This window comes from Streptosporangium sp. G11, assembly GCF_051192615.1.
Classification (GTDB): Bacteria; Actinomycetota; Actinomycetes; order Streptosporangiales; family Streptosporangiaceae; genus Streptosporangium.
The window spans coordinates 128,545-149,856 of record NZ_JBPJUQ010000019.1 but is presented as its reverse complement, the minus strand read 5'-3'; the positions used below and the strand labels follow the sequence as shown (position 1 = coordinate 149,856).

At 69.6% G+C, this 21,312-nt stretch carries 13 protein-coding genes, 1 pseudogene and 1 riboswitch; of the genes and pseudogenes, 8 read left to right on the top strand and 6 right to left on the bottom strand.

Annotated elements, in window-relative coordinates; translation table 11 throughout:
- The first annotated feature begins 220 nt into the window (after window positions 1-220).
- A riboswitch (cobalamin riboswitch) is annotated at window positions 221-432 on the top strand.
- A gap of 846 nt (window positions 433-1,278) precedes the next feature.
- The 3 genes from ACSDR0_RS20140 to ACSDR0_RS20130 all read right to left on the bottom strand — a co-directional run bounded on the left by ACSDR0_RS20140 (window position 1,279) and on the right by ACSDR0_RS20130 (window position 5,260).
- Window positions 1,279-3,171 carry a hypothetical protein gene (locus tag ACSDR0_RS20140; RefSeq protein WP_435290380.1) on the bottom strand — a complete coding sequence of 631 codons (1,893 nt, stop codon included), beginning with the start codon at window positions 3,169-3,171 and terminating at the stop codon, window positions 1,279-1,281.
- 223 nt (window positions 3,172-3,394) lie between these two features.
- Window positions 3,395-4,453: a helix-turn-helix domain-containing protein gene (locus ACSDR0_RS20135; protein ID WP_435290379.1), complete on the bottom strand. Its 1,059-nt coding sequence runs from the start codon at window positions 4,451-4,453 to the stop codon at window positions 3,395-3,397.
- A 639-nt stretch (window positions 4,454-5,092) separates the two neighbouring features.
- Window positions 5,093-5,260 (bottom strand): hypothetical protein, encoded by a 168-nt coding sequence (locus ACSDR0_RS20130; protein ID WP_435290378.1) that lies wholly within the window; start codon window positions 5,258-5,260, stop codon window positions 5,093-5,095.
- A gap of 115 nt (window positions 5,261-5,375) precedes the next feature.
- Here ACSDR0_RS20130 and ACSDR0_RS20125 point away from each other — a divergent pair, with 115 nt between their 5' ends.
- From ACSDR0_RS20125 to ACSDR0_RS20100, 6 genes and pseudogenes are all read left to right on the top strand, one after another.
- A complete protein-coding gene (locus tag ACSDR0_RS20125) occupies window positions 5,376-5,852 on the top strand; it encodes a DUF5753 domain-containing protein (protein WP_435290384.1) in 477 nt (158 codons plus the stop codon).
- The gene (locus ACSDR0_RS20120) at window positions 5,843-6,037 is read left to right on the top strand and encodes a DUF397 domain-containing protein (RefSeq protein ID WP_435290377.1); all 195 of its coding nucleotides are present in this window, start codon (window positions 5,843-5,845) and stop codon (window positions 6,035-6,037) included. Before ACSDR0_RS20125 ends, ACSDR0_RS20120 begins: the two co-directional genes overlap by 10 nt.
- 37 nt (window positions 6,038-6,074) lie before the next feature.
- Window positions 6,075-8,280: pseudogene (gene metE / locus ACSDR0_RS20115) on the top strand (5-methyltetrahydropteroyltriglutamate--homocysteine S-methyltransferase).
- A 194-nt stretch (window positions 8,281-8,474) separates the two neighbouring features.
- Window positions 8,475-9,785 (top strand): aminotransferase class V-fold PLP-dependent enzyme, encoded by a 1,311-nt coding sequence (locus tag ACSDR0_RS20110; RefSeq protein WP_435290376.1) that lies wholly within the window; start codon window positions 8,475-8,477, stop codon window positions 9,783-9,785.
- 96 nt (window positions 9,786-9,881) lie between these two features.
- Window positions 9,882-10,388, top strand: a complete 507-nt coding sequence (locus ACSDR0_RS20105) for a lytic polysaccharide monooxygenase auxiliary activity family 9 protein (protein ID WP_435290375.1) — start codon at window positions 9,882-9,884, stop codon at window positions 10,386-10,388.
- Window positions 10,389-11,090: 702 nt separating this feature from the next.
- Window positions 11,091-14,990: an NB-ARC domain-containing protein gene (locus tag ACSDR0_RS20100; protein ID WP_435290374.1), complete on the top strand. Its 3,900-nt coding sequence runs from the start codon at window positions 11,091-11,093 to the stop codon at window positions 14,988-14,990.
- Window positions 14,991-15,005: 15 nt separating this feature from the next.
- On the opposite strand, the gene ACSDR0_RS20095 is transcribed toward ACSDR0_RS20100, so the two are convergent.
- Genes ACSDR0_RS20095 through ACSDR0_RS20085 form a run of 3 tightly spaced genes read right to left on the bottom strand, consistent with a single transcriptional unit; the run spans window position 15,006 to window position 17,943 of the window.
- Window positions 15,006-16,415 (bottom strand): MFS transporter, encoded by a 1,410-nt coding sequence (locus tag ACSDR0_RS20095; RefSeq protein WP_435290373.1) that lies wholly within the window; start codon window positions 16,413-16,415, stop codon window positions 15,006-15,008.
- A complete protein-coding gene (locus ACSDR0_RS20090) occupies window positions 16,412-17,338 on the bottom strand; it encodes an SDR family oxidoreductase (RefSeq protein WP_435290372.1) in 927 nt (308 codons plus the stop codon). Before ACSDR0_RS20090 ends, ACSDR0_RS20095 begins: the two co-directional genes overlap by 4 nt.
- Entirely contained in the window at window positions 17,335-17,943 is a 609-nt protein-coding gene (locus ACSDR0_RS20085) for a TetR family transcriptional regulator C-terminal domain-containing protein (protein WP_435290371.1), read from the bottom strand. Before ACSDR0_RS20085 ends, ACSDR0_RS20090 begins: the two co-directional genes overlap by 4 nt.
- An 827-nt stretch (window positions 17,944-18,770) precedes the next feature.
- Between ACSDR0_RS20085 and ACSDR0_RS20080 the strand changes: the two genes are divergently transcribed.
- The gene (locus ACSDR0_RS20080) at window positions 18,771-19,727 is read left to right on the top strand and encodes a D-alanine--D-alanine ligase family protein (protein WP_435290370.1); all 957 of its coding nucleotides are present in this window, start codon (window positions 18,771-18,773) and stop codon (window positions 19,725-19,727) included.
- Complete coding sequence (locus tag ACSDR0_RS20075; protein ID WP_435290369.1) at window positions 19,724-21,118, top strand: UDP-N-acetylmuramoyl-tripeptide--D-alanyl-D-alanine ligase; 1,395 nt, start codon at window positions 19,724-19,726, stop codon at window positions 21,116-21,118. The genes ACSDR0_RS20080 and ACSDR0_RS20075 overlap by 4 nt, the downstream gene beginning before the upstream one ends.
- Window positions 21,119-21,312 lie beyond the last annotated feature (194 nt).

Genomic DNA, 21,312 nt, shown 5'->3' with positions numbered 1-21,312 from the left:
AGATCCTGCCAGGGGCACACGGGCGACGAGGGCCGGTTCGACTTCAACCCGGTGAACCTATGCGGTCACGGCACTAGACACCGCCGATCATCAGGGGGCGCGTTTGTCATCTTCACGCTGGGGTGCCTCAGCCGGCCTGCTGCCTCCGTCCCAGGGGTGCAGCCGTCTCACCCGTCGAGAACGCAACGGCCCTGCTGCTGGAGGCGGCGGTGTCTGGCATATGCTTCGGGGCGCGGTTGGTTCTTCCGGCGCTGTGTTGGTGTCGGGAGTCGTAAGAGGGAACCCGGTGTGATTCCGGGACTGCCCCGCAGCGGTGAGTGGGAACGAACGCCGTCATCGGCACTGGATGCGTGTCATCTGGGAAGCGACGGTCAGTAGGAAGTGTGCACGATGCCCGCGAGTCCGAAGACCTGCCAGCCGCCCGTGCGCCGTCCGGCGTGCGGTGATCCGTGGCCTCGTGGGAGGGCCTGGGACGCGTCTTTCCCGTGTGTCTTCCGCGCGGTCGTGGGTCGGCATGGCATGAGCCGAGGGAAGGACGCCATGAGTCAGGTCACCATGACGATCAACGCCCGCCTCGCCCTAGATGAGAAGCGAAAGGCGCTGGGCAAGCTCGTTGATGCCCTGGCCGGAAGGCCACCCCTCCAATATCCAGCCACGCTTGACGGATCGCCCCCGTCCCGGTTCCGGGCATGGCCCGCAGCGCGTCCAACAGTCGCTCCCGGGCGACGGCGGGCACGTTGGTGACGCCGTATGCGCCGCGAGCACCGTCGCCGCTGTCGGCGCGCCAGGTCCACAGCGGCTCGTCTGCGTCGAACTGGGTGTAGCTGGTCCTGACTGTCACCACGCGCGGGCACGGACCTGTTCCACGTTCCATAACTGCCTAGGATGGGAAGCCGAACGGGACGGTGGAACATCGTCAAGGACGGCTATGGGACGTCTGCGCGACGGGTAAGCGTCCCGCGCCCGCTGGAGTGAGCTAGGAGGTCTCCTTCTTGGCCTCCATCGCCATGCCGATCAGTTTCCCCGTCAGCCTTTCGTACGTTGCGCTATACAGCTCGGGCTCAGATCGCGCCAGCTCCTGGTAGAAGGTGACGGCTTCCTGGACAGGGGGCCGCTCTTTGGTCAAACTGTCAACGCAACTTTGGTTGACGATGATTCGAACTAATCGAAGACTCGAAATGAAGGATCGCGTGAATTCGGAGCGCAGGCCGCGCCCCTGGGTGCAGTCTGAGGTCCCAGGGGCGCGGCTGCGTCAGTTCGACCGCGACCTTCCCGTGCCTACTTCTTCGGCACGTACAGCCGGATGTTGTCGATGCGGGCCTGGCCCTCACCGACGTTCGTGTACGGCTCACCGATGACGAAGTAGTCGGGGTAGGCCGAGCCGGCCGGCCACTGGTTGTCCCACGTCTTGGAGCCAAATGCGCCCTGCGCGGTGTGCGACGTGTTGAACTGGCCGTCGTACTCCTCGGCGTCCACGTTGTAATGGAAGATCGGGACGTTCGCCCCGACCACGCCGGCGTCGTCGTCGATGAAGCCCCGGGTGAACCGGTAAGTCTGTTTGCCGACGTTCTTGAAGTTGCCGCTCACCTCGAGCGTGTAACCCGCCTCGGTGCGCTCGATTGCGAACGTGTAGTCCTCCTTGGGCATCAGCTCGGGCTGCAGTTCCACGGCCGACTTCTGCACGCCGGAAACCGGCCGACGGTCGCAGCTCGTCACGAACGTCTGCGACTGACCGAGCGAACCCGTGAAGTAGAGCATGTTCACCGTGGTGCGGTTGCTCTCGTCCCAGGGGTACTTCTCGCCGGTCCGCGAGTTGCAGACGTCGTAGCCGTCCGTGTTCCGGGACGGGGCCGGGCTGAACTGGTCCATGAGCACCTTGCGGTGCCAGTGGTACATCGCCAGGTTCCGGGGCATCGCCGGGAAGTCCAGGATCGACATGAAGTGGAACGCGTTGTACGCCTCGTTGCTGTCCTCCCGCACGGAGCGTGTGGCGCAGGGGTCGGCCGGTTCGATGTCGTCCGGGTTGCCGACCCAGGGGTAGAACGTCTTGCACTCCCCGAGGGCGTACCCGTTGTACTTGCCGTCGTAGAACAGCGAGCCGTCACGCAAGCCGCCGAAGTCGAGCGTCTTGAGGTCGTACTCGATGCGGTAGTACTTCGGCAGCGGCTCGGTGTTGCGAATGATCGCGCCACCTGTGTGGTTGGGCACGGTGATCTTGGCGACGGAGCCCGCCTTCTTCAGCGACTCCGTCGTGATCGACGGACGTTCGGCAGTGTCGGTATAGCTGTCGTCGACCCGCCCGCCGCTCTCGCGCGCGGAGAGGGACGCCGTGAGCCAGCCGTCCCGGCCGAACTCGGTCTCCTGCCGGTAGGTCCGCATGGTCGCCATCGCCGCGTCGAACTCGGGACCGAGCTGAAGGCGGTAGAGGTCGCCGTTGTCGTCGTTGAAGTCGTCGACCGGCTCGCTGTAGTCGTCGAGCACCCACGGGCTGGCCTCAGTGCGGATCGGCTTCCCGAACTGCTCGACATACTTGAGCTTCCAGCGCGGGGGGACGGGTTCCGGCTCGGGCGAGGCGGCCGCGCACGGCGGGGTCACGCCGTCGTCGTTCTGGATGATCGTCAACTTCACGCTGTGAAAGGTCACCCCGGCCGTGCCCGCCTCGACGCGGAAGTCGGCGCCGCCGTTCTCGCGGTTGGCGAACCGGGCGTCCATCAGCTCGAAGCCCGCCGTCTTCCACGTGTTCGACCCGGTGCGGTTCACCGAACCCGTCGAGCCGTACGCGCTGCTGGTCGAGTCGTATTGGACGCGGAATGTGGCCCCGCCCTCGTCGAAGTACTCGACCTGCAGGCACGCGACGAACGCGCCATCGAAGGCGATCGCGTCGTCGACCTGGAAATACATGTGTTCCGCCGGTGCCGAGGTCTGCACGGTCGCGCGTGCGCTCAGCCCGCCAACCGTCACGGGTGCGGTCGTGCCGTCACCCTGTTCGATCTGGCGGAGACCGTTCTCCTCGTTGACCTCGCCCAAGATGATCGAGGCGCTGGGACCGTCCGCGGCGGCCGGCGTCGCGGCGGCCGGCATCGCGGCGAGGAGCAGAGATGCCCCCAGGGTGATCACGCTCAGGGCCGCCACGGCCGAGCGACGTCTGCGATTGCGAGTTGTTGCTCTCATTGCGCTTCCTTCTCCGTTGAGCAAGGCGTCCGTTCGTGCCGCTCCGGGCCTCGGGGCCGCGCGTGAGGCGCGGCCCCCGTCACGGGTGCCGATGTGCGCTGGTTCGGTTCACTCGTCGGTCGCGCTCGCGCGCAGTGACTCCTTCCCGCCACCATCGGTGAGCACGAGCGTCGCGGTCGCACCGGACTCGACAGGTGCAGAGAGTTCGTGCGAGACGTACGCGTCACCCGTGAGTCACGCTCGTCAGCGTGCTTCCGGTCGAGTCGTCGACCAGGGCGGCCGTCACGTCCTGGCCGATGAGGGTTGTGAACACGTTGGCCGTGACCGACACACCTTCGTCGTCGTGGACGAACCCGACGTGCGCGGCGCCGTCGGCGGTGGCGTTGGTGACGTCGGCGAGCCCAAGCGCCGGCGCCAAGGACTCCGTCCACGAGCCCGTCTGGTGCGGCTGGAGGACCGCCGGGGAGAAGAACCTGTCGGACGTACCCGCCCAGAGCTCGATGTACGGCCGTTCGGACGACCCGCGCCGGAATATGTTCGTGTCGAAAGGAGCCGTTCTGTCCCCACTCCAGAACTTCATGCCGGGCGTGATGGTGTTGTCCCCGACGCGGACGACGCTTTCACGGTTCTCGTGGTTTACCACGCCCCAGAAGTTGTTCTGCGGGGTGGTGGCCAGATCCTGACCGTAGGCGATGCCGTCGCTACGCCACTCGCTCATCTTCTTGATCTTGTCGAGCACGAGATACCGGTCGGTCGGCGTCTGCGGGTGAGCCGGCTGCTCGACGTCGGCCATCCAGCGGTAGGCCGAGTCGTACCGGAAGGTGTCGACGTTCGTGACGATGTCCATCGTCGGCGAACCCCAGGTCGACTCCTCGCCCGATGCAAGCGTGGTACAGGTCCAGTACTCGTAGCTCTTCGCCGTGTCCGTCGGGTTGTGCAGCGCCACGGACATGTCCACAGACGGGCTGTCCTTGAACACCGTGCAAGGGACCTCGGCTTCGATCTGGGTGGCCCCGTACGCGAATCGGCTGGGCCGGTCGGGGTGGTCGATCGTATCCTTCTTGGTCATCGTGATGTCGACGAGCCGGTACCGGCCGCCGCCGTCCTTCTCCAGGACGCCGAGCTCAAGCAGGGATGCGGCGTAGCGGTGGGCCGTGCTGACCGCGACATGGGACGCGGCTGCCAGATCGTACAGGCTCGCACCCGCTGTGCCGGCGGACGCCACCGTCTCCAGCGGCTCGAACGCCTTGGTCGTATTCGACGACTTCCTCGTCGTCGGCATTCCTGTCGTCACCATTCGAATAACTCGAATCCTCTTCGATTTGGTACCTGATCATAGCCTTGATAAATGCGAGACACCTTGTCAAGGGTTTCGATCCGTGGACTTTCCTGGCTGATCGACGGATTCCTCACCGGGCATTCGAGTATGTCGAATCGACGGTTCATCTCGACACCGGCGTGGGCCGTCGACGGTCGCGGCCACGGTGATGGGCACCGCGGCAACTGGTTACGCCGCTTGTCGCAAGGGAAAACAAACCCCCGCCGCACGTCGAGCGCGAGCCCGGTCACCGGCAGGCGGCGTTCGAAGGACGTCAGGCGCACGCTTGCTCGTGCCAACCCTGAGGTCCACTCGGTAGACTTGGCCCCCAGCTGCGTTGTCAATGGCCAGTTGCTAAGTGAATCAGAATAACTTGAGGAGGGCCTTGCATTAATTGTGGAAGGCCTCCAGATCGCTGTAGAGCGGGATTTCCCCGATCTCGTCCGCGTGGCAATAATGCTCCTCCGCAACCTCTATCGGCAGAACCCTTCGGAGGTCGCGGAGACGTGGCGCAAGGCGACCTCAACTGAACCGCCGGAGTGGATGACGCAGTGATCATCTTGGCGCAGAGGGTGGGCCCGTTTATCAAGCAAGCGAAAGCCTTCAGCCAGCCCTAAGCCACGCCGCACGCCCGATCCCTAATTGCGAGGAGGATTGGTAATGGCGTTCCAGGGTCTTTTGATGACGGGCGGCCAGGTGCTGGGCGTGGCGGGCGCTGCGGCGGGCGTAGAAGTCGTTGCCGTCTTCTCGGTAGTCGGTGTTGCCAGCCATGACCGCCTAAGCGATGACAAAGCAGGGTGGGAGCAGGGTGTCGGCGACGGCGACCGCGTCCTTCTTAGCGTGCTGTTTGCCGAAGCCGCGGCCCAGGCGGCGCAGCCGGGTGCCGATGCTGGACCGGGTGCGGGCGGTTCTGCGAGCGGGACGACCAGGCGACACCGACGAGCAGGTGGAGGAACTGGTCGCCGCGCGCATGGAGCGCCAGCGGATCCTCACCAAGCCAGACCCGCCCATGTTCTGGGCCACCCTCGACGAGGCCGTGCTGATCCGTCCGGTCGGTGGCCCGCAGGTCATGCGCAAGCAGCTGGAGCAGCTTCTCGAACTGGTTCGGCGACCCCGGATCACCGTCCAGGTCATCCCGCTGGATGTGGGCGCGCACGCCGGTTTAACTGGGGCTTTCGTGATCGCGAGCTTCAGAGGATCGCCCGATATAGTTTATTTGGAAACCGCAGCCGAAGGTCAGATCGTCAACGGTCCCACCGAGATCGAGACCCTGTTGACTCAGCTCGACGCGCTAAGGGCCTGCGCCCTGCCGCAGTCCGCATCGGTGGCCTTGATGGAGAAAGCGATGGGATCATGGACCTGACGGACGCCCGGTGGTTCAAGAGCAGCCGCAGCGGCGGCAACGGTGGCGACTGCGTCGAGGTGGCCACCAACCTCCCCGGCATCGTGGCCGTCCGCGACAGCAAGAACTCCAATGGCCCCGCTTTGGCGTTCACCCCCGAGGTATGGGCCGACTTCATCGCCTCAGTGAAAGCGGACACGATCTAAGCCGTTCGCCTTTCAAGGCGGTGACCGGCTTTCCGCCGTGGTGTCACCTGTTTTGGGGTATCCCCGTATCGGGGACCGTCGCGAGTTGAAGCGGGCGACGGAGGATTACTGGGCCGGGCGGGTCGATGCCGCCGGTCTTGGGGAGACGGCCGCCGGTCTGCGGGAGCTGTCAGAGGCGGGGCTGGGCGCGGTGCCGTCCAACACCTTCTCCCTGTATGACCACGTGCTGGATGCGATCGCGTTGGTGGGCGCGGTTCCGGAGCGGTTTTCCGGGGCCGCGGACCCGTACTTCGCGATGGCCCGCGGCGCCGAGGGGGTCGCGCCGCTGGAGATGACCAAGTGGTTCGACACGAACTACCACTACCTGGTTCCGGAGCTGGGCCCCGAGACCCGGTTCCGGCTCGACTGGAGCAAGCCGCTGGCCGAGTACGCCGAGGCGCGGCGGCTGGGCGTCGAGACCCGGCCGGTGCTGGTCGGGCCGCTGTCGTTCCTGCTGCTGGCCAAGTCCACCGAGCCGGGCTTCGCGCCGCTGCGGCTGCTGGACGGCCTGCTGGAGACCTACGCCGAGCTGCTGGAACGGCTGGCCGCGGCGGGGGTGGCCGAGGTGCAGCTGGACGAGCCGGTGCTGGCCGCCGACCGTACGGACGAGGAACTGGCCGCGCTGCGCCGGGTCTACGCGCGGCTGGGCGCGCTCAGCAGCCGCCCCCGGCTGCTGGTGGCCACCTACTTCGGCGAGATCGGGCCCGCGCTGGAGATCCTGGCCCGCAGCCAGGTCGAGGCCGTCGGCCTGGACTTCGTCTCGGCCCCCGGCAACCTGGAGGCGCTGGCCGCGGTCGGCGGGCTGCCCGGCAAGACCCTCGTCGCCGGGGTCGTCGACGGCCGCAACGTCTGGCGTACCGACACCTCGAAGGCGCTGGCGACCTGTGCCGCGCTGCTCGGGCTGAGCGACCGGCTGGTGGTGAGCACCTCCTGCTCGCTGCTGCACGTCCCGCTCGACCTGGACGCGGAGACCTCGCTGGACCCGCGGCTGCGCGAGCGGCTGGCCTTCGCCAGGCAGAAGGTCGACGAGGTCGTACGGATCGGCAGGACGCTGAACGGCGAGGAGGCCGTCGAGGGGGAGAGCGCCGTGGAGCGGTTCCTCAACCCCCGGGTGCGGGCCAGGCTGGACGCCCTGGGCGAGGGCACCCCGCGTGCCCCGCACGCCGAGCGGCTCGCCGTGCAGAACGCCGACCTGGGCCTGCCGCCGCTGGCCACCACCACCATCGGCTCCTTCCCGCAGACCGACGAGGTGCGCCGGGCCCGCGCCGCCCTGCGCTCGGGCGACATCGACGGGGCCGGGTACGAGCACAGGATGGAGGCCGAGATCGACCGCGTCATCGCGCTGCAGGAGGACATCGGCCTGGACGTGCTGGTGCACGGCGAGCCCGAGCGCAACGACATGGTCCAGTACTTCGCCGAGATGCTGGAGGGCTACGTACGCCGCCACCGAGCACGGCTGGGTGCAGTCGTACGGCAGCCGCTACGTCCGCCCGCCGATCCTGTTCGGTGACGTCTCCCGTCCCGAGCCGATGACGGTGCGCTGGGCCTCCTACGCGCAGTCGCGGACGAAGAAGCCGGTCAAGGGCATGCTGACCGGCCCGGTGACCATGCTGGCCTGGTCCTTCGTCCGCGACGACCAGCCGCTGGGCGAGACCGTCAGGCAGGTGGCGCTGGCCCTGCGCGACGAGACCCGCGATCTCGAGGCGGCGGGCATCAGGATCATCCAGGTCGACGAGCCCGCGCTGCGCGAGCTGCTGCCGCTGCGGCGGGCCGACCGAGAGGCCTACCTGGAGTGGGCGGTCGCCGCGTTCCGGCTGGCCACCAGCGGGGTGGCCGACAGCACGCAGATCCACACCCACATGTGCTACTCGGAGTTCGGGGAGATCATCGGCGCGATCGGCGACCTGGACGCCGACGTGACGAGCGTCGAGGCGGCCCGCTCCCGGATGGAACTCCTGGACGACCTGCGCGCCTTCGGCTACGCGCGCGGCATCGGGCCCGGCGTGTGGGACATCCACTCGCCCAGGGTGCCCTCGGCGGAGGAGATCGAGGCCGCCCTGCGTACGGCCGCCGCCTCGGTGGATCCCGCCCTGCTCTGGGTCAACCCCGACTGCGGCCTGAAGACCCGCGGCTATCCGGAGACGGAGGCCAGCCTCAGGAACATGGTCGAGGCGGCCCTGCGCGTCCGGGCGGAAACGGTCTAGTGGAAACGGTCCGGCGGGCATCGTGTTCGCGGGGGTGTGACCCGCCCGGGTCACACCCCCGCTCCGGCGCCGCGCCACGCCTGAGCGGCACGGATGCCCGTCCGGGCGGCCCGCCCCGCGCACACTGGGACTGATCCGTTGGAACAGGTCGGGGCCGTGCCGTGGACTCCCGCCGATCGGTGTGGAGTGGTGCCATGAGCGTGTCCAGGCGTGAGATGGTCGCCGGGTTGGGCGCGCTGGCCATCCCGTTCGTCCCGTCTTCGCCGGTGCCCCGGCCACCGGTCGCTCTCGCCGGTGCCGCCCCCGAGCGGCTCGCCGGGGACGAGGGCTTCTGGAGCGGGGTGGCGCGGGAGTATCGGGTCACCAAGGACTTCGTCAACCTGGAGAACGGCTACTACGGGGTCATGCCCGAGCCGGTGCGCCGCGCCCACCGCCGCAACGCCGACCATCTCAACGAGCTGAACTCCTACCTGCTGCGCACCACCTTCCGGGACCAGGCCGACCAGGTCAGGAAGCGCATCGCGACCATGCTCGGCGTCTCCATGAAGGAGATCGCCCTCACCCGGGGCGGCACCGAGGCCCTGCAACTGCTGATCGCCGGCTACCGGCGGCTGCGCCCCGGCGACGCGGTGATGTACGCCGACCTGGACTACCACAGCACGCAGTACGCCATGAACTGGCTGAGCGACCGGCGCGGCGTCCGGGTGGAGAGGCTGGTCATCCCCGAGCCGGCGACCCGTCAGGCGGTGCTGGACACCTACGCCAAGGCGTTCCTGGAGCACCCGAAGGTCAGGCTGCTGCTGCTCAGCCACATGAACAACCGCACCGGGCTGGTGGTCCCGGTACGGGAGATCGTGGCGATGGCCCGCGAGCGGGGCGTCGACGTGATCGTCGACTCCGCCCACTCCTGGGGGCACCTGGACTTCACCATGGACGACCTGGGCGCGGATTTCGCCGGGTTCTCCCTGCACAAGTGGATGGGCGTGCCGCTGGGAGCGGGCTTCATCTACATCCGCGAGAGCCGCCTGGCCGACATCGACGTCGCCTTCCACGACGAGAGCTTCCCACGCGACGACATCCGCTCGCGGGTGCACACCGGAACCCTGGACGTCGCCCCCGTTCTGACGACCGGTGCCGCCCTGGACTTCCACGACGCCCTGGGCGCCGCCGCCAAGCAGGCGAGGCTGCGATTCCTGCGCGACCGCTGGGTGGGTCAGGTGCTCGACATCGACAACCTGGAGATCCTCACTCCCGAGGAGCCCGCCATGTACGGCACGATCACCGCGTTCCGGATCACCGGCCGCACGTCGGAGGCCGAGAACGTCGCGATCACCACGGACCTGATGAAGCGGTACCGGATCTTCACGGTTCATCGGGGCGGGCCGGTCGGGGGCGGCTGCGTGCGGGTGACGCCGGCGCTCTTCACCACCCGCGACGACGTCGACCTGCTGGCGGTGGCGGTACGGGACATCGCGCGGCGGATGCGCGTCCGAACGAGGGCCTGATTCCCTGACGAGCTCCCGAATCTTTCATGACTCGAATGTTTACTGTTAGGAAACTTTCTTTTATATTTGAGTCACCCCCCAGCGAAGGAGCAGGATATGCGCAGAACGGTCACCTTCCTCGCGATGGCGATCATCGCCATCGCCTCGACCGTGTTCATCGCCTCACCGGCCAACGCGCACGGCTACATCTCGTCGCCGCCGAGCCGTCAGGCCATGTGCGCCCAGGGCCGGGTCTCCAACTGCGGCGACATCATCTACGAGCCCCAGAGTGTGGAAGGCCCCAAGGGCCTGCGGAGCTGCCACGCTAACATCGCCCGCTTCTCCCAGCTCAGCAACGAGAGCAAGGGCTGGCCGGCGACGAGCGTGGGCAACTCGGTCACCTTCAACTGGGTGCTGACCGCCCGCCACGCCACCAGCACGTGGGAGTACTACGTCGGCAACACCCGGATCGCGGTGTTCAACGACGGCGGCAGGCAGCCCGGTGCCACCGTCTCGCACAACGTGAACCTGGGCGGCAGGACCGGCCGTCTGAAGGTCCTCGCCGTCTGGAACATCGCCGACACCGCCAACGCCTTCTATTCCTGCGTCGACCTGCAGCGCTGATTCGCGGTTCGCGGCTCGCGGTTCGTGACCAACGATCCGTGACCAACGATTCGCGACCCGATCCGACGGATCCGACGGATCCGGCCGGGCCTGATCGGAGAGATCCGACCCGGTAGACCCAACCCGACAGACCCGAACCGATAGACCCGAACCGCTCCCGCGCCCTCCGCGGCCCGACGGCGTCCTACGCCGCCTCCGGACCGACGGGCGCGGGGGCGGTTTCGCCGTTCCGCCACCTTCCCTGGTCGTCCTCCTCCCGGGCCGGTTCCTCCCGTCGTCCTCCTCGCGGTGCGCGCCCCGGTGGCGGCCACCGGTCCCCGGATGATTCGAAAGAGGTCACCAACGGCGATCGCGTCGTCACGGAAAAGGATCTCCCTTGAATGGGAGCCGGAATGGCGGGTGTGACCTCATGGACATAGCAGCTCAAAGTGTGCAACACGGCTTTTCGTATGCGCTTTAATTGCCGGAACATCGGTGATTCAACTCAACGGCAATGGGGAACAGATATCGTGCGTCCAGGGGTCCCGGCGCCCGTCGGGGCAGGGGTCGGCACTGTAGAGGTGGTCGGTGGCTCGTCGCACCAAAAGAATCGCCGAGGTCGTCACGGCGATTCTGGTGGTTTCCGGAATTCTGGTCGGACTTCCGGTGCGAATGGTCGAAGAATATCTGCCGGACACGGTCGTCGCGCACAGGATCGAATGGGTGGCGATTTTCGGATTAACCGCCTCCCTTGTCGTCCTGCTGTCATGGCTGACGCCGAAACTGATCCGGTCGCGCACGCGCGGCGGCCTCTTCCTGGTGCCCGACAGGCAGGCGGGGTGGGTCAGGAGGACCGAGCTGGACGACGTGGTCTCCACCCTGACGATGAGGGGCTCGGGAACGGTCGGGCTGACCACCGGCCTCGCCGGGGCGGGCGGGTTCGGCAAGACCTCCCTGGCCGTGGAGGCGTGTCACAGCGACGAGGTGAGGAAACGGTTCGGCGGCGGCGTCATCTGGGTCACCGTGGGCCGCGACCGCGCCGGTTCCGGCATCGCGGCGCTCGCCAACGACGTCACGGAGGCCGTGCTGGGCGTCCGGCCGGAGTTCTCCAGCCCCGAGCAGGCCGGTCACCGGATGGCCGAGGCCCTCGCGGAGCGGGGCCCCGTGCTGCTGGTCGTCGACGACGTGTGGAGCCTCAAGCAGCTGAGGCCCTTCCTGTCTGCGGCCGTGAGGTCCCGGGTGCTGGTGACGACCCGGCTGCCCAGGGCACTGCCCTCGAAGGCGATCGCGATGATCGTCGACGAGATGGCGCCGCGGGTGGCCGTCCAGGTGCTGAGCCGGGGACTGCCGCCGATGAACCCCGGCGTCGTCAGCGACCTGGTGGGCCTGACGGGGAGGTGGCCGCTGCTGCTGTCCCTCGTCAACGCGCGGCTGCGCGACGAGCACGGCGCGGGGACGAACGCCGATGTCGCCGCCCGCCGGGCGGCCGAACGGCTCGGCCGGACCGTTCCCGCCGTCCTGGACGTCACCGTCGCCTCCCAGCGGGAGACCGCCGTGCGCGCCGTCGTCGAGCACGGCCTCGAAGCCCTCGGCGCGTTCGACCGCGCCCGCTTCCTGGAACTGGGCGTCTTCCCCGAGGATGTCGAGATCCCGGTCGCCGTCGTCGAGCTTCTCTGGCGCGGCACCGCGGGGCTCACCTCCAAGCAGGCCGAACGGCTCCGCGGCAGGCTTCAGGACCTCTCCCTGATCAGCGGGCGCCACGCGCAGGGGGCCATGCCGTCGATCACGATCCACGACGTCGTCCGTTCCTTCATCCGCTCGGAGGACGGCCTGGGGAAGGAGCGCGCCGAGGTCGCCAACCGCGACCTTCTCGACGAGGCCAGGAACCTGATACCCGACGACGACCTCACGGCGGACGCCGAATGGTGGAGGCTGCCCCGGACCGTGCCCTACCTCTGGGACCACCTGCTGTTCCACCTTTCCGAGGCGAGGAGATACCGGGAGCTGGAGGCGCTCCTGCACGACGTGCGATGGTTCGTCACCCGCGTACGCGTGTTCGGGGTGGCCGCGGCGGAGTCGGACCTGGCCCTGTCGACCTCCCGTTCCGTCGCGGGGGTCCGCCGGTTGATCGCCCGTAGCGCCCACCTGCTGACCCCCTTCGAGTCGGACGCCGTCTCCACCGCGAACCTGCTGGCCCGCCTCTACGCGTTCCCGCCGATGCGGGCGTCGGTCGAGCGCTACAGCCAGGAGAACGAGACCGCCTTCCTGAGGGCCCGCTGGCCGCTGCCCGACGACGGCACCACCTGCCTCCTGCGGACCCTGACCTCGGCGACGAGGCGGCTCAACGAGGTGTCGATCACCCCCGACGGATCGCGGTTCGTCGTGCACGCCCGTGACGGCGGCGCGCAGGTCTGGAAGGCCGACGGCACGACCCGGACGACGCTGGCCACCCACGGCAGGCCGGTTCACGAGGTCGTCGTCGCGCCGGACGGCTCGTGGCTGGTGACCCGTTCCGGGAAGAGGAGGATACAGATCTGGGGGATCGGCGGTGCCGAGAGGGCCGTCCTGCGAAACGGGATGGGCAGGCTCGCCGGAGTGGTGGCTGCGCCCGACGGCTCGTGGCTGGCGACCCTCTCCGCGAGGGGGAGGGCCTGCCTCTGGAATCCCGACGGGAGCAGGCGCGCTGTCCTGCGAAGCGGGATGGGCAGGCTCACCGGGGTGGTGGCCGCGCCCGACGGCTCGTGGCTGGCGACCCTCTCCGCGACGGGGAAGGTCGGCCTCTGGAGCTCCGGCGGCAAAAGGCGCGTGGTCCTCAGGAGCCGGGTCAAGGTGAGGACCAAGCCGCGAAGCCTGAAGGACGTCCTGAGGATGCGCGGCTGGAGCCAGGAGGACGAGAAGGTCTCCGGCAGGAACAGGCCGATCGGCAAGGTCTCCCGAATAGCCGTCGCGCCGGACGGCTCGTGGCTGGCGACCCTCTCCGGAGACGGGAGCGTGCGGCTGTGGGGCGTCGACGGCGTCGAGCGGGCCGTCCTGACGGGGCACACCGGGACGGCGCCGGGGATGCGGATCTCCCCTGACGGTTCGTGGCTGGCCACCTGGGCGTCCACGGGCCCCGTACGCCTGTGGGAGGCCGACGGCAGGCAGCGGGCCGTCCTGACGGGTCATGCGGGGGTGGTTCGTCAGGTGGTGATCGCGCCGGACAGCACGTGGCTGGCGACTCTTTCGGGTGATCGGGGTGTGCGTCTGTGGGAGGCCGACGGTGGTGAGCGGGCCGATCTGACGGGTCATGCGGGGGTGGTTCGTCAGGTGGTGATCGCGCCGGACAGCACGTGGCTGGCGACTCTTTCGGGTGATCGGGGTGTGCGTCTGTGGGAGGCCGACGGTGGTGAGCGGGCCGTCCTGACGGGTCATGCGGGGGTGGTTCGTCAGGTGGTGATCGCGCCGGACAGCACCTGGCTGGCCGTCTGCTCCGACGAGGGGACGATCCGGATCTGGCAGTCGGAGCGCGCCGCCCGGCAGAACCGCAAGGGCCGGACCGGGACGGTCCGCCAGGTGACGATCTCCCCCGAGGGAAGCTGGATCGCCACACGTTCCGGTGACGGGTCGGTGAAACTCTGGAACGAGGACAGGATAGAAGGGGCGACCCTCACCGTTCCCCTCGAAACCAGTCACCACGGCGCGGTCTCGCCGGACAAGACGTGGCTGGCCGTCTGGTCCACCGACCACGTCGTCCGGATACGCGGGGCCGGTGGCCGCAGGCGGGCCATCCCGACGGGGCACGCCGGACGCCTGCGGGGAGTGGCGATCGCTCCCGACAGCACCTGGCTGGCCACCTGGTCGGCCGACCGGACCGTACGACTGTGGGGCGCGGGCGGCAGCAGGAGAGCGGTGCTGGCCGGTCACACCGGACCGGTGCGCGAGGTGGTGATCGCTCCCGACAGCACCTGGCTGGCCACCTGCTCGGAAGACGGCACCGCTCGCGTGTGGTGGGCCAACGGCACCGAGCGCGCCGTCCTGGTCGCGAACATCAGGGCGACGGCCCACCTCCTCATCTCCCCGGACGGCGCCTGGCTGGCCACCCTGTCCGTCTACGGGAAGATCCAGCTCTGGAAACCGGACGGCCACAGGTACGCCACCCTGAGGAACAGGGTGGAGGCCATCGGTGAGATCACCGTGGCGCCGAACGGCAGGTGGTTCGCCATCTTCTCCGCCAACGGTACGGCCGGTCTGTGGGGAGCCGACGGGAAGGCGCGGGCCTCGCTCAAGGGATGCCCGGGGCCGGCCCGGGGGGTGACGATCGCCCCCGACGGCACCTGGCTGGCCGCCTGCTTCGACGACGGCAGCGCCCGTGTCTGGTCGGCGGGCGGCACGGAGCGGGCGAGGTTGTCCGGCGGCGGGGGAAGGATCCGCGGCGTGGCCATCTCCCCGGACAGCAACCTGCTGGCCACCTGCTCCGACGACGGCACCATCCGGGTGTGGGACAGATACGGCGAGTCGTCCGCCGCCGGAGCGCGGGTCGAGGCGGGCCTCAACTGCCTGGCCTGGTTTCCCAGCGGTCTCGCCCTGGCCGCGGGCGGCGACCAGGGCCTGTACGGGTTCGACCTCTATCCCCCGCCCGAATAGCGACCGGAGCGGTCGTCAGCGCGGCTCCCTCGCGGCGAACGCCCCGGACTCGGCTTCGCGGCGGCGGCTCGCCGCGAGTGCGGCCACGGCCGCGAGGACGGCGGCGGGAAGGAGCGTCGCCCAGAGGAAGGCCGCCCGGTACCCGCCGGTGAGCCCGGCTAGATCCGGGGCCGGACCGGACGCCGCCGCCGCGACGGCGGTGAACACCGCCAGGCCGAGCGCGCCGCCGAGCTGCATGGAGGTGTTCACCAGGCCGGAGGCCAGACCCTGGTCACCGTGGGGGACGCCCGTGGTGGCCACGATCATGGAGGGAGCGAAGCTGAGCCCGCCCCCGATGCCGCTGACCAGCAGCCCGGGAAGGACATGGGTCCAGTAGCCGCCGCCGACGGTGATCGTGCTCAGCAGCCCGGCACCGGCGGCGAGCAGCACCGAGGAGGCGACCAGCAGGCGCAGCACGCCGAAGCGCGCGACGAGCGCCCCGGTACGGCTCGCCACCACGAGGATCGCCACGGTCACGGGCATGGTTCCGAGCCCGGCCGCCATCGGGGTCATGCCGAGCACGCCCTGCATGTAGAGCATGCTGAACATCGAGGCCACCATGGCCGCGGCGGCGTTCAGCACGCACAGCAGGTTGCCGTAGCCCACGTTCGGATCACGCAGGAGCGGCAGGCGGATCATCGGCTCGGCGGCGCGTGACTCGACCCGGACGAACAGCACCAGCAGGACAAGGCCCGTGAGCAGGCAGACCGGAACCGACCAGCCCCACCCGTGCGCCGCCTGCGTCACACCGGTGATGACGAGGACCACCGCCCCGGTCAGCAGGCAGGCGCCGGCCACGTCGACCCGCCCGGTACGCCCCGGCGGGTCCGGCCGTACCAGCCGGACGACGGCCGGCAGGACGAGCAGCCCGATCGGCAGGTTCACCAGGAACACCCAGCGCCAGCCGCCGAGATCGGTCAGCACGCCGCCCAGCAGGTAGGCGGCCACCGCCCCCGCCGAGCCGATGGCTCCCCAGAAGCCGAGCGCGCGGTTGCGCGCGTCACCCTCGGCGAAGCTCGTGGTGACCAGGGTGAGCGCCGCGGGGGACACCAGCGCCGCACCGAGCCCCTGCAGGGCGCGGGCCGCGAACAGTGCCAGGCCGCCCGGTGCCAGCGCGCAGGCGGCCGACGCCACGGTGAACAGCGCCAGCCCGGCGAGCAGCGTCCGCCTGGCGCCCAGGAGGTCGGCCGCCCTGCCCGCGGTGACCATGAACCCGCCGTAGGCCAGCACGTAGGCGCTGACCGCCCACTGGCCCGTCGTCGCGTCCAGGCCGAACTCGGCCTGGACGGACGGCAGCGCGACGATGACCACGACGGTGTCGATGACGAGCATGAACTGGACCGCGCCGAGCACCCCCAGCAGCCACCGGTTCGATCCGGGTGTCATCGATAGTCCTCCGGGGCGACGCCGTCGCTCTGGCGCTGGGTCGCGCCGAAGTAGCCGCCCCAGTCGGGACGGGAGCCGTCGGCGTCGGTGAAGCCGTACTCCTTGACCAGCTGCCAGGTCGACAGCGAACGCCCGCTCCAGCGGTCCACCCGCGGGTCGGCGGCGAGCGCGGCCACCGCGCGGCCGAGATAGACGGGTGTCTCCGACACCGCGAAGTAGGGATCCTGCGCGATGCCGTCGCGCCAGGTGGCCTCGGTGACGCCGAAGTGGTCGAGCATCGCCTCCGACCTCAGGAATCCGGGGGTGATCGCGAGGGCGGTGACGCCGTGCGGCCGCAGGTCGCCCGCCTGCGCCCGCGCCATCCGGATGACGCCGGCCTTGGCCAGGTCGTAGAAGAAGGTGCCCCGGTAGTCCTGCTCGTCGGTGCCGTCGGTGACCTCCACGACCAGGCCGCGGCGGCGGGCCACCATCAGCGGCAGCGCGTGCCAGCTGGTGATGATGTGCGTGTGCACCGCCTGCCGCTGCAGCAGCAGGCCGTCGTCGAGAGACTGCTCCCACAGCGGCTTGTCCCACACCGTCAGCGGGTCCCCGCCCCAGACGTTGTTGACGAGGATGTCGAGCCTGCCGTCCTGTTCCCGGTCGATCCGCGCCACCAACTCGCGGACCTGGGCGACGTCCGTGTGGTCGGTGGGGACGGCGATGCCGTGACCGCCGGCGGCGGTCACCAGGTCGGCGGTCTCCTCGATGGTCTCGGGACGGTTCATCGGCGACCTCGACGACGCCGTGCTGCGGCCGGTGACGTAGACGGTCGCGCCCGCCACGCCGAGCTGGACGGCTATTCCCCGGCCCCCGCCGCGGGTGGCTCCGCTCACGAGGGCGATCTGCCCCGTCAGCGGCCTGTCCGTCGCTGATTGGTCTGTCACTGGTTCTCCTTGTCGTGCCGATAGGGGGTGAGCAGCGTGCTCAGGTCCCGGCGGAGCGCCTCGGCCAGCGGCTCCGACCTGGTCATCGCCCAGGTGATCTGGGTGCCGTTACGGATGGAGTCGACGGCGGCGGCGAGCGCGTCCACGTCGGCGCCCCGCACCACGTGCCCGCTCGCCACCGCCGACCGCAGGTAGGCGGCGAGCTCGGCGCGGACCGCCGTGTCGTGCTCGCCCAGAAGCTCGCGGAACTCGGGATCGGCCAGCTCCAGGTGGAGGAACGCCAGGTGGTTGGCGAACTCCTCCGGTTCGACGTCGGGCCCGGCGCTGCGCACCACCGCGCGGATCAGCCCCTCCACCGGATCGTCGGCGGACTCGAACGCGGCCCGCATCGGCCGGATGAACGCCTTCTCCGCCAGACCCCATCGGACGAATCCGAGGAGCAGGTCGCGCTTGCTGCCGTACCGCCCGACGAGCACGCCCGTCGACACCCCGGCTTCGCGGGCGACGTCGGCCAATGTCAGCCGGCCCGGTCCCGTCCGTCCGACGGCCGCGGCGAGCGCGACCATGATGCGCTCCTCGCTGATCGTGCGCGGTCGTCCCGCCATGACTCCACCTCATTAAATAATGAACAGTCATTATTTATAGCAGGCGCCCGCGACGGCGTCAGCCCCCGGAGCGTGTCCTGGCGCACCGGCCGGGGGAGCGGGCGTGGTGTCAGGGCCGGCGGGCCCGTCGTCCGCGGCCCGCCGGCGGTGATCCCGCGTATTCGCCGGCGTCATCCCCGCGCGACATCGCACGCGTCTTATCGGGTGAGAACGTTCCAGCCCTGGCCCGGGAGAGCCGGGTGCGGCCCTATGTCTTCCGCCTGCGGCGGCTTGCGCGTAATGGCTTCCGCGGGCCGGTCAACCGGTTCTCCGGAGTGTCCTGACCGCTGATTGAAAACATGCGTTTCGGTCGCTGTTTACGGATATGGCGGTAGTGTTCTCCTGGTGCCAAAGGCAGGTTCTCCGCTGTTGAGGGGCAATGCATGGAACACGCGCGGGGGCCGCAACCCCGGGTATGGATTGGGATCGACGCGGAGAGTCTCGTCACCGGGGCGTCGCGGCCGACGAGAACGGCACCCGGATCCGCTCGGAGCGGACCGCCGACGATGAGGCAGCGCCCGGCCTGGTGGCCGACCGTGCCCGGATGGTCGATCGGCTGATGGAAGTGGCGACGCCTCGCCAGGGCTAGGGCGGCCGGCCCGGCCCGCGCGGCGGGCGACGGCGCCGGCCTCGACCGACAAGTGGACAGCAAATGGCCTGAGAACCGATCAGGCGATGAGCCCATGCTCGAAGACGCATCGACAGAACATGCGGGCCCGCCTGGATGTCGGCGTTGTGCTGACCGGCGGCACCACCCCCCCGCGACATGCGAGAAAGGCTGATTGACCGTGACCCAACGCCTACGGGTGGCCGTGCTGGCGGGCGGGCCGTCCGCCGAGCACGAGGTGTCCTTGCAATCGGCGCAGGCGGTCCTCGACGCCCTGCCGAGAGACCTGTACGAGCCCGTCGCCGTCACCATCGACAGGCAGGGCAGGTGGCCGGTGGAACTGAGCCGCGACCTGGTCGACGTGGCCTTCCCCGTGCTGCACGGGCCGTTCGGCGAGGACGGCGTCCTGCAGGGATACCTGGAGACGCTGCGCATCCCCTACGTGGGCTGCGGGGTCCTGGCCTCGGCCGTGGCCATGGACAAGGTCGCGATGCGACGCGCCTTCCTGGCCGAGAACCTTCCCGTCACGCCGCACGTGTGGTTCACCGAGCACGAATGGCGCACCACGGCCGACCCCTGGAGCGCGGTGAAGTCGCTCGACTGGCCGATGTACGTCAAACCGGCCAACATGGGCTCCTCCATCGGCATCTCCCGTGTCACCTCCATGGAGGAGTTGCGCGCGGGCGTCGAGCTGGCGTTCACCCACGACCGGGTCGTCATCGTCGAGCAGGGCGTGAACGCGCGCGAGCTCATCTGCGGCGTGCTCGGCGGCTACGACGACCCGCAGGCCTCGGTGCCCGGCGAGCTCAACGTGCACGGCGCGTGGCTCGACTACGAGGCCAAATACCTCAGCCAGGCCGAGATCGCCACCATCCCTGCCGCGCTGCCGGAACGGGTGGCCGAGGACGTGCGCGAGCTGGCCCTGCGTGCCTTCCGCGCGATCGGCGGCTACGGTCTGTCTCGCGCCGACTTCCTCTACGAGGAGGGCACGGGACGCCTGTACCTGCTGGAGATCAACACCATGCCCGGCTTCACCCCGCGTTCGGTCTACGCCAAGTCGTGGGCGGCGAGCGGGGTGCCCTACCCCGAACTGCTGCGACGCCTCATCGACCTGGCGTTGGCAAGGAGTGGCTCATGATCCCCGTCAAGCTGAGCGAGATCGCACGCTTCCTCGAAGCCGGTCTGCACGACGTCCACGACCCGGACGCGCCGGTGACGGCACCTTCGGCCGTCGACTCCCGCGAGGTCGTGCCGGGCGGCCTGTTCGTCGCCACGGTCGGCGAGCGCGTCGACGGCCACGACTACGCGGCCAAGGCGGTCGGCGACGGCGCCGTCGCGGTGCTGGCCTCCCGCCCGGTGGGCGTGCCCGCCCTCGTGGTCGAGGACGTCCAGGAGGCGCTCGGCCGGCTGGCCGGGTACGTGCTCGGCCACATCAGCCCGACCGTGATCGCCCTGACCGGCTCGGTGGGCAAGACCACGACCAAGGACCTGCTGGCCCAGGTGCTCGAACGGCACGCGCCGACGATCGCCACCGACAAGTCGTTCAACAACGAGCTCGGGTTGCCGCTCACCGTCCTGCGCGCCGACGCCGCGACCAGATACCTGGTGCTGGAGATGGGCGCCGGACGCAAGGGCGACCTGACCTACCTCACCCGGATCGCCCCGCCGCGGGTCGGCATGGTCCTCAACGTCGGCGCCGCGCACGTGTCGCGCATGGGAGGCGGCCTGGCCGACGTGGCCGAGGCCAAGGGGGAACTGGTGGAGGCGCTGCCCGCCGACGGGTTCGCGCTGCTCAACGCCGACGACCCGTACGTGGTGAACATGGCGGGACGCACCCGAGCCCAGGTCACCCTGTACGGCAGGTCCGCCGGAGCGCACGTGCGCGCCGACGACGTGCGGATGGACGACCAGGCGCGGGCCTCGTTCGATCTGGTGACGCCCACCGGCCGCGCCCGGGTGAAACTGGACCCCATCGGCGAGCACCAGGTGAGCAACGCCCTGGCCGCCGCGGCCGCCGCCGTCACCCTGGGCTTCTCCGTGGACGAGATCGCGAGCGGGCTGAACGCGGCCAGACGGCGCTCCGCGGGCCGGCTGGAGATCCTCGAACGCCCCGACGGCGTCACCATCGTCAACGACGCCTACAACGCCAACCCCGAATCGATGCGGGCCGGGCTGCGGACGTTGAAGGCGCTGGCCGGCGCCCGCCGTACCGTCGCCGTGCTGGGCGCGATGGGGCAGCAGGCGGACGCCTCGCGCGCCCGGCACGCGGAGATGGGGCGGCTCGTGGCCGAGCTCGGCGTGGACGTGCTGATCGCGGTCGGTCCCGGCGATCCCGTCGCGATGGCGGGGGAGGCGGAGTCCTCGGACGCGGGCGTCGCCGTCTACACGGTCGAGGACGTGGCCGGGGCCGTCCGCCTGGCCACCGGGCTGCTCGAACCGGGGGACGTGGTGCTGGTCAAGGCCTCCAGCGAGATCGGGCTCAGCACCTGCGCACGCGAACTGGCACAGGCGACGGCACAGAAACGATGACCGGGCGAGGGCCGCACGTGCCGATGACCCGGCCGGACGTCCTCGGCCGGACGGCGGAACGGCGGCGGGCGTACTCCAGGGATCGCGAAGTGACCTCGGGACGCCGGGGCGGCCAGGATTCGGCTTCGCGACCCGGGCCCGGCCGAGCCCTGATCCGGTTCGCGGGCCGGAGAAAGGCCGCGGGCGGGAGAAGG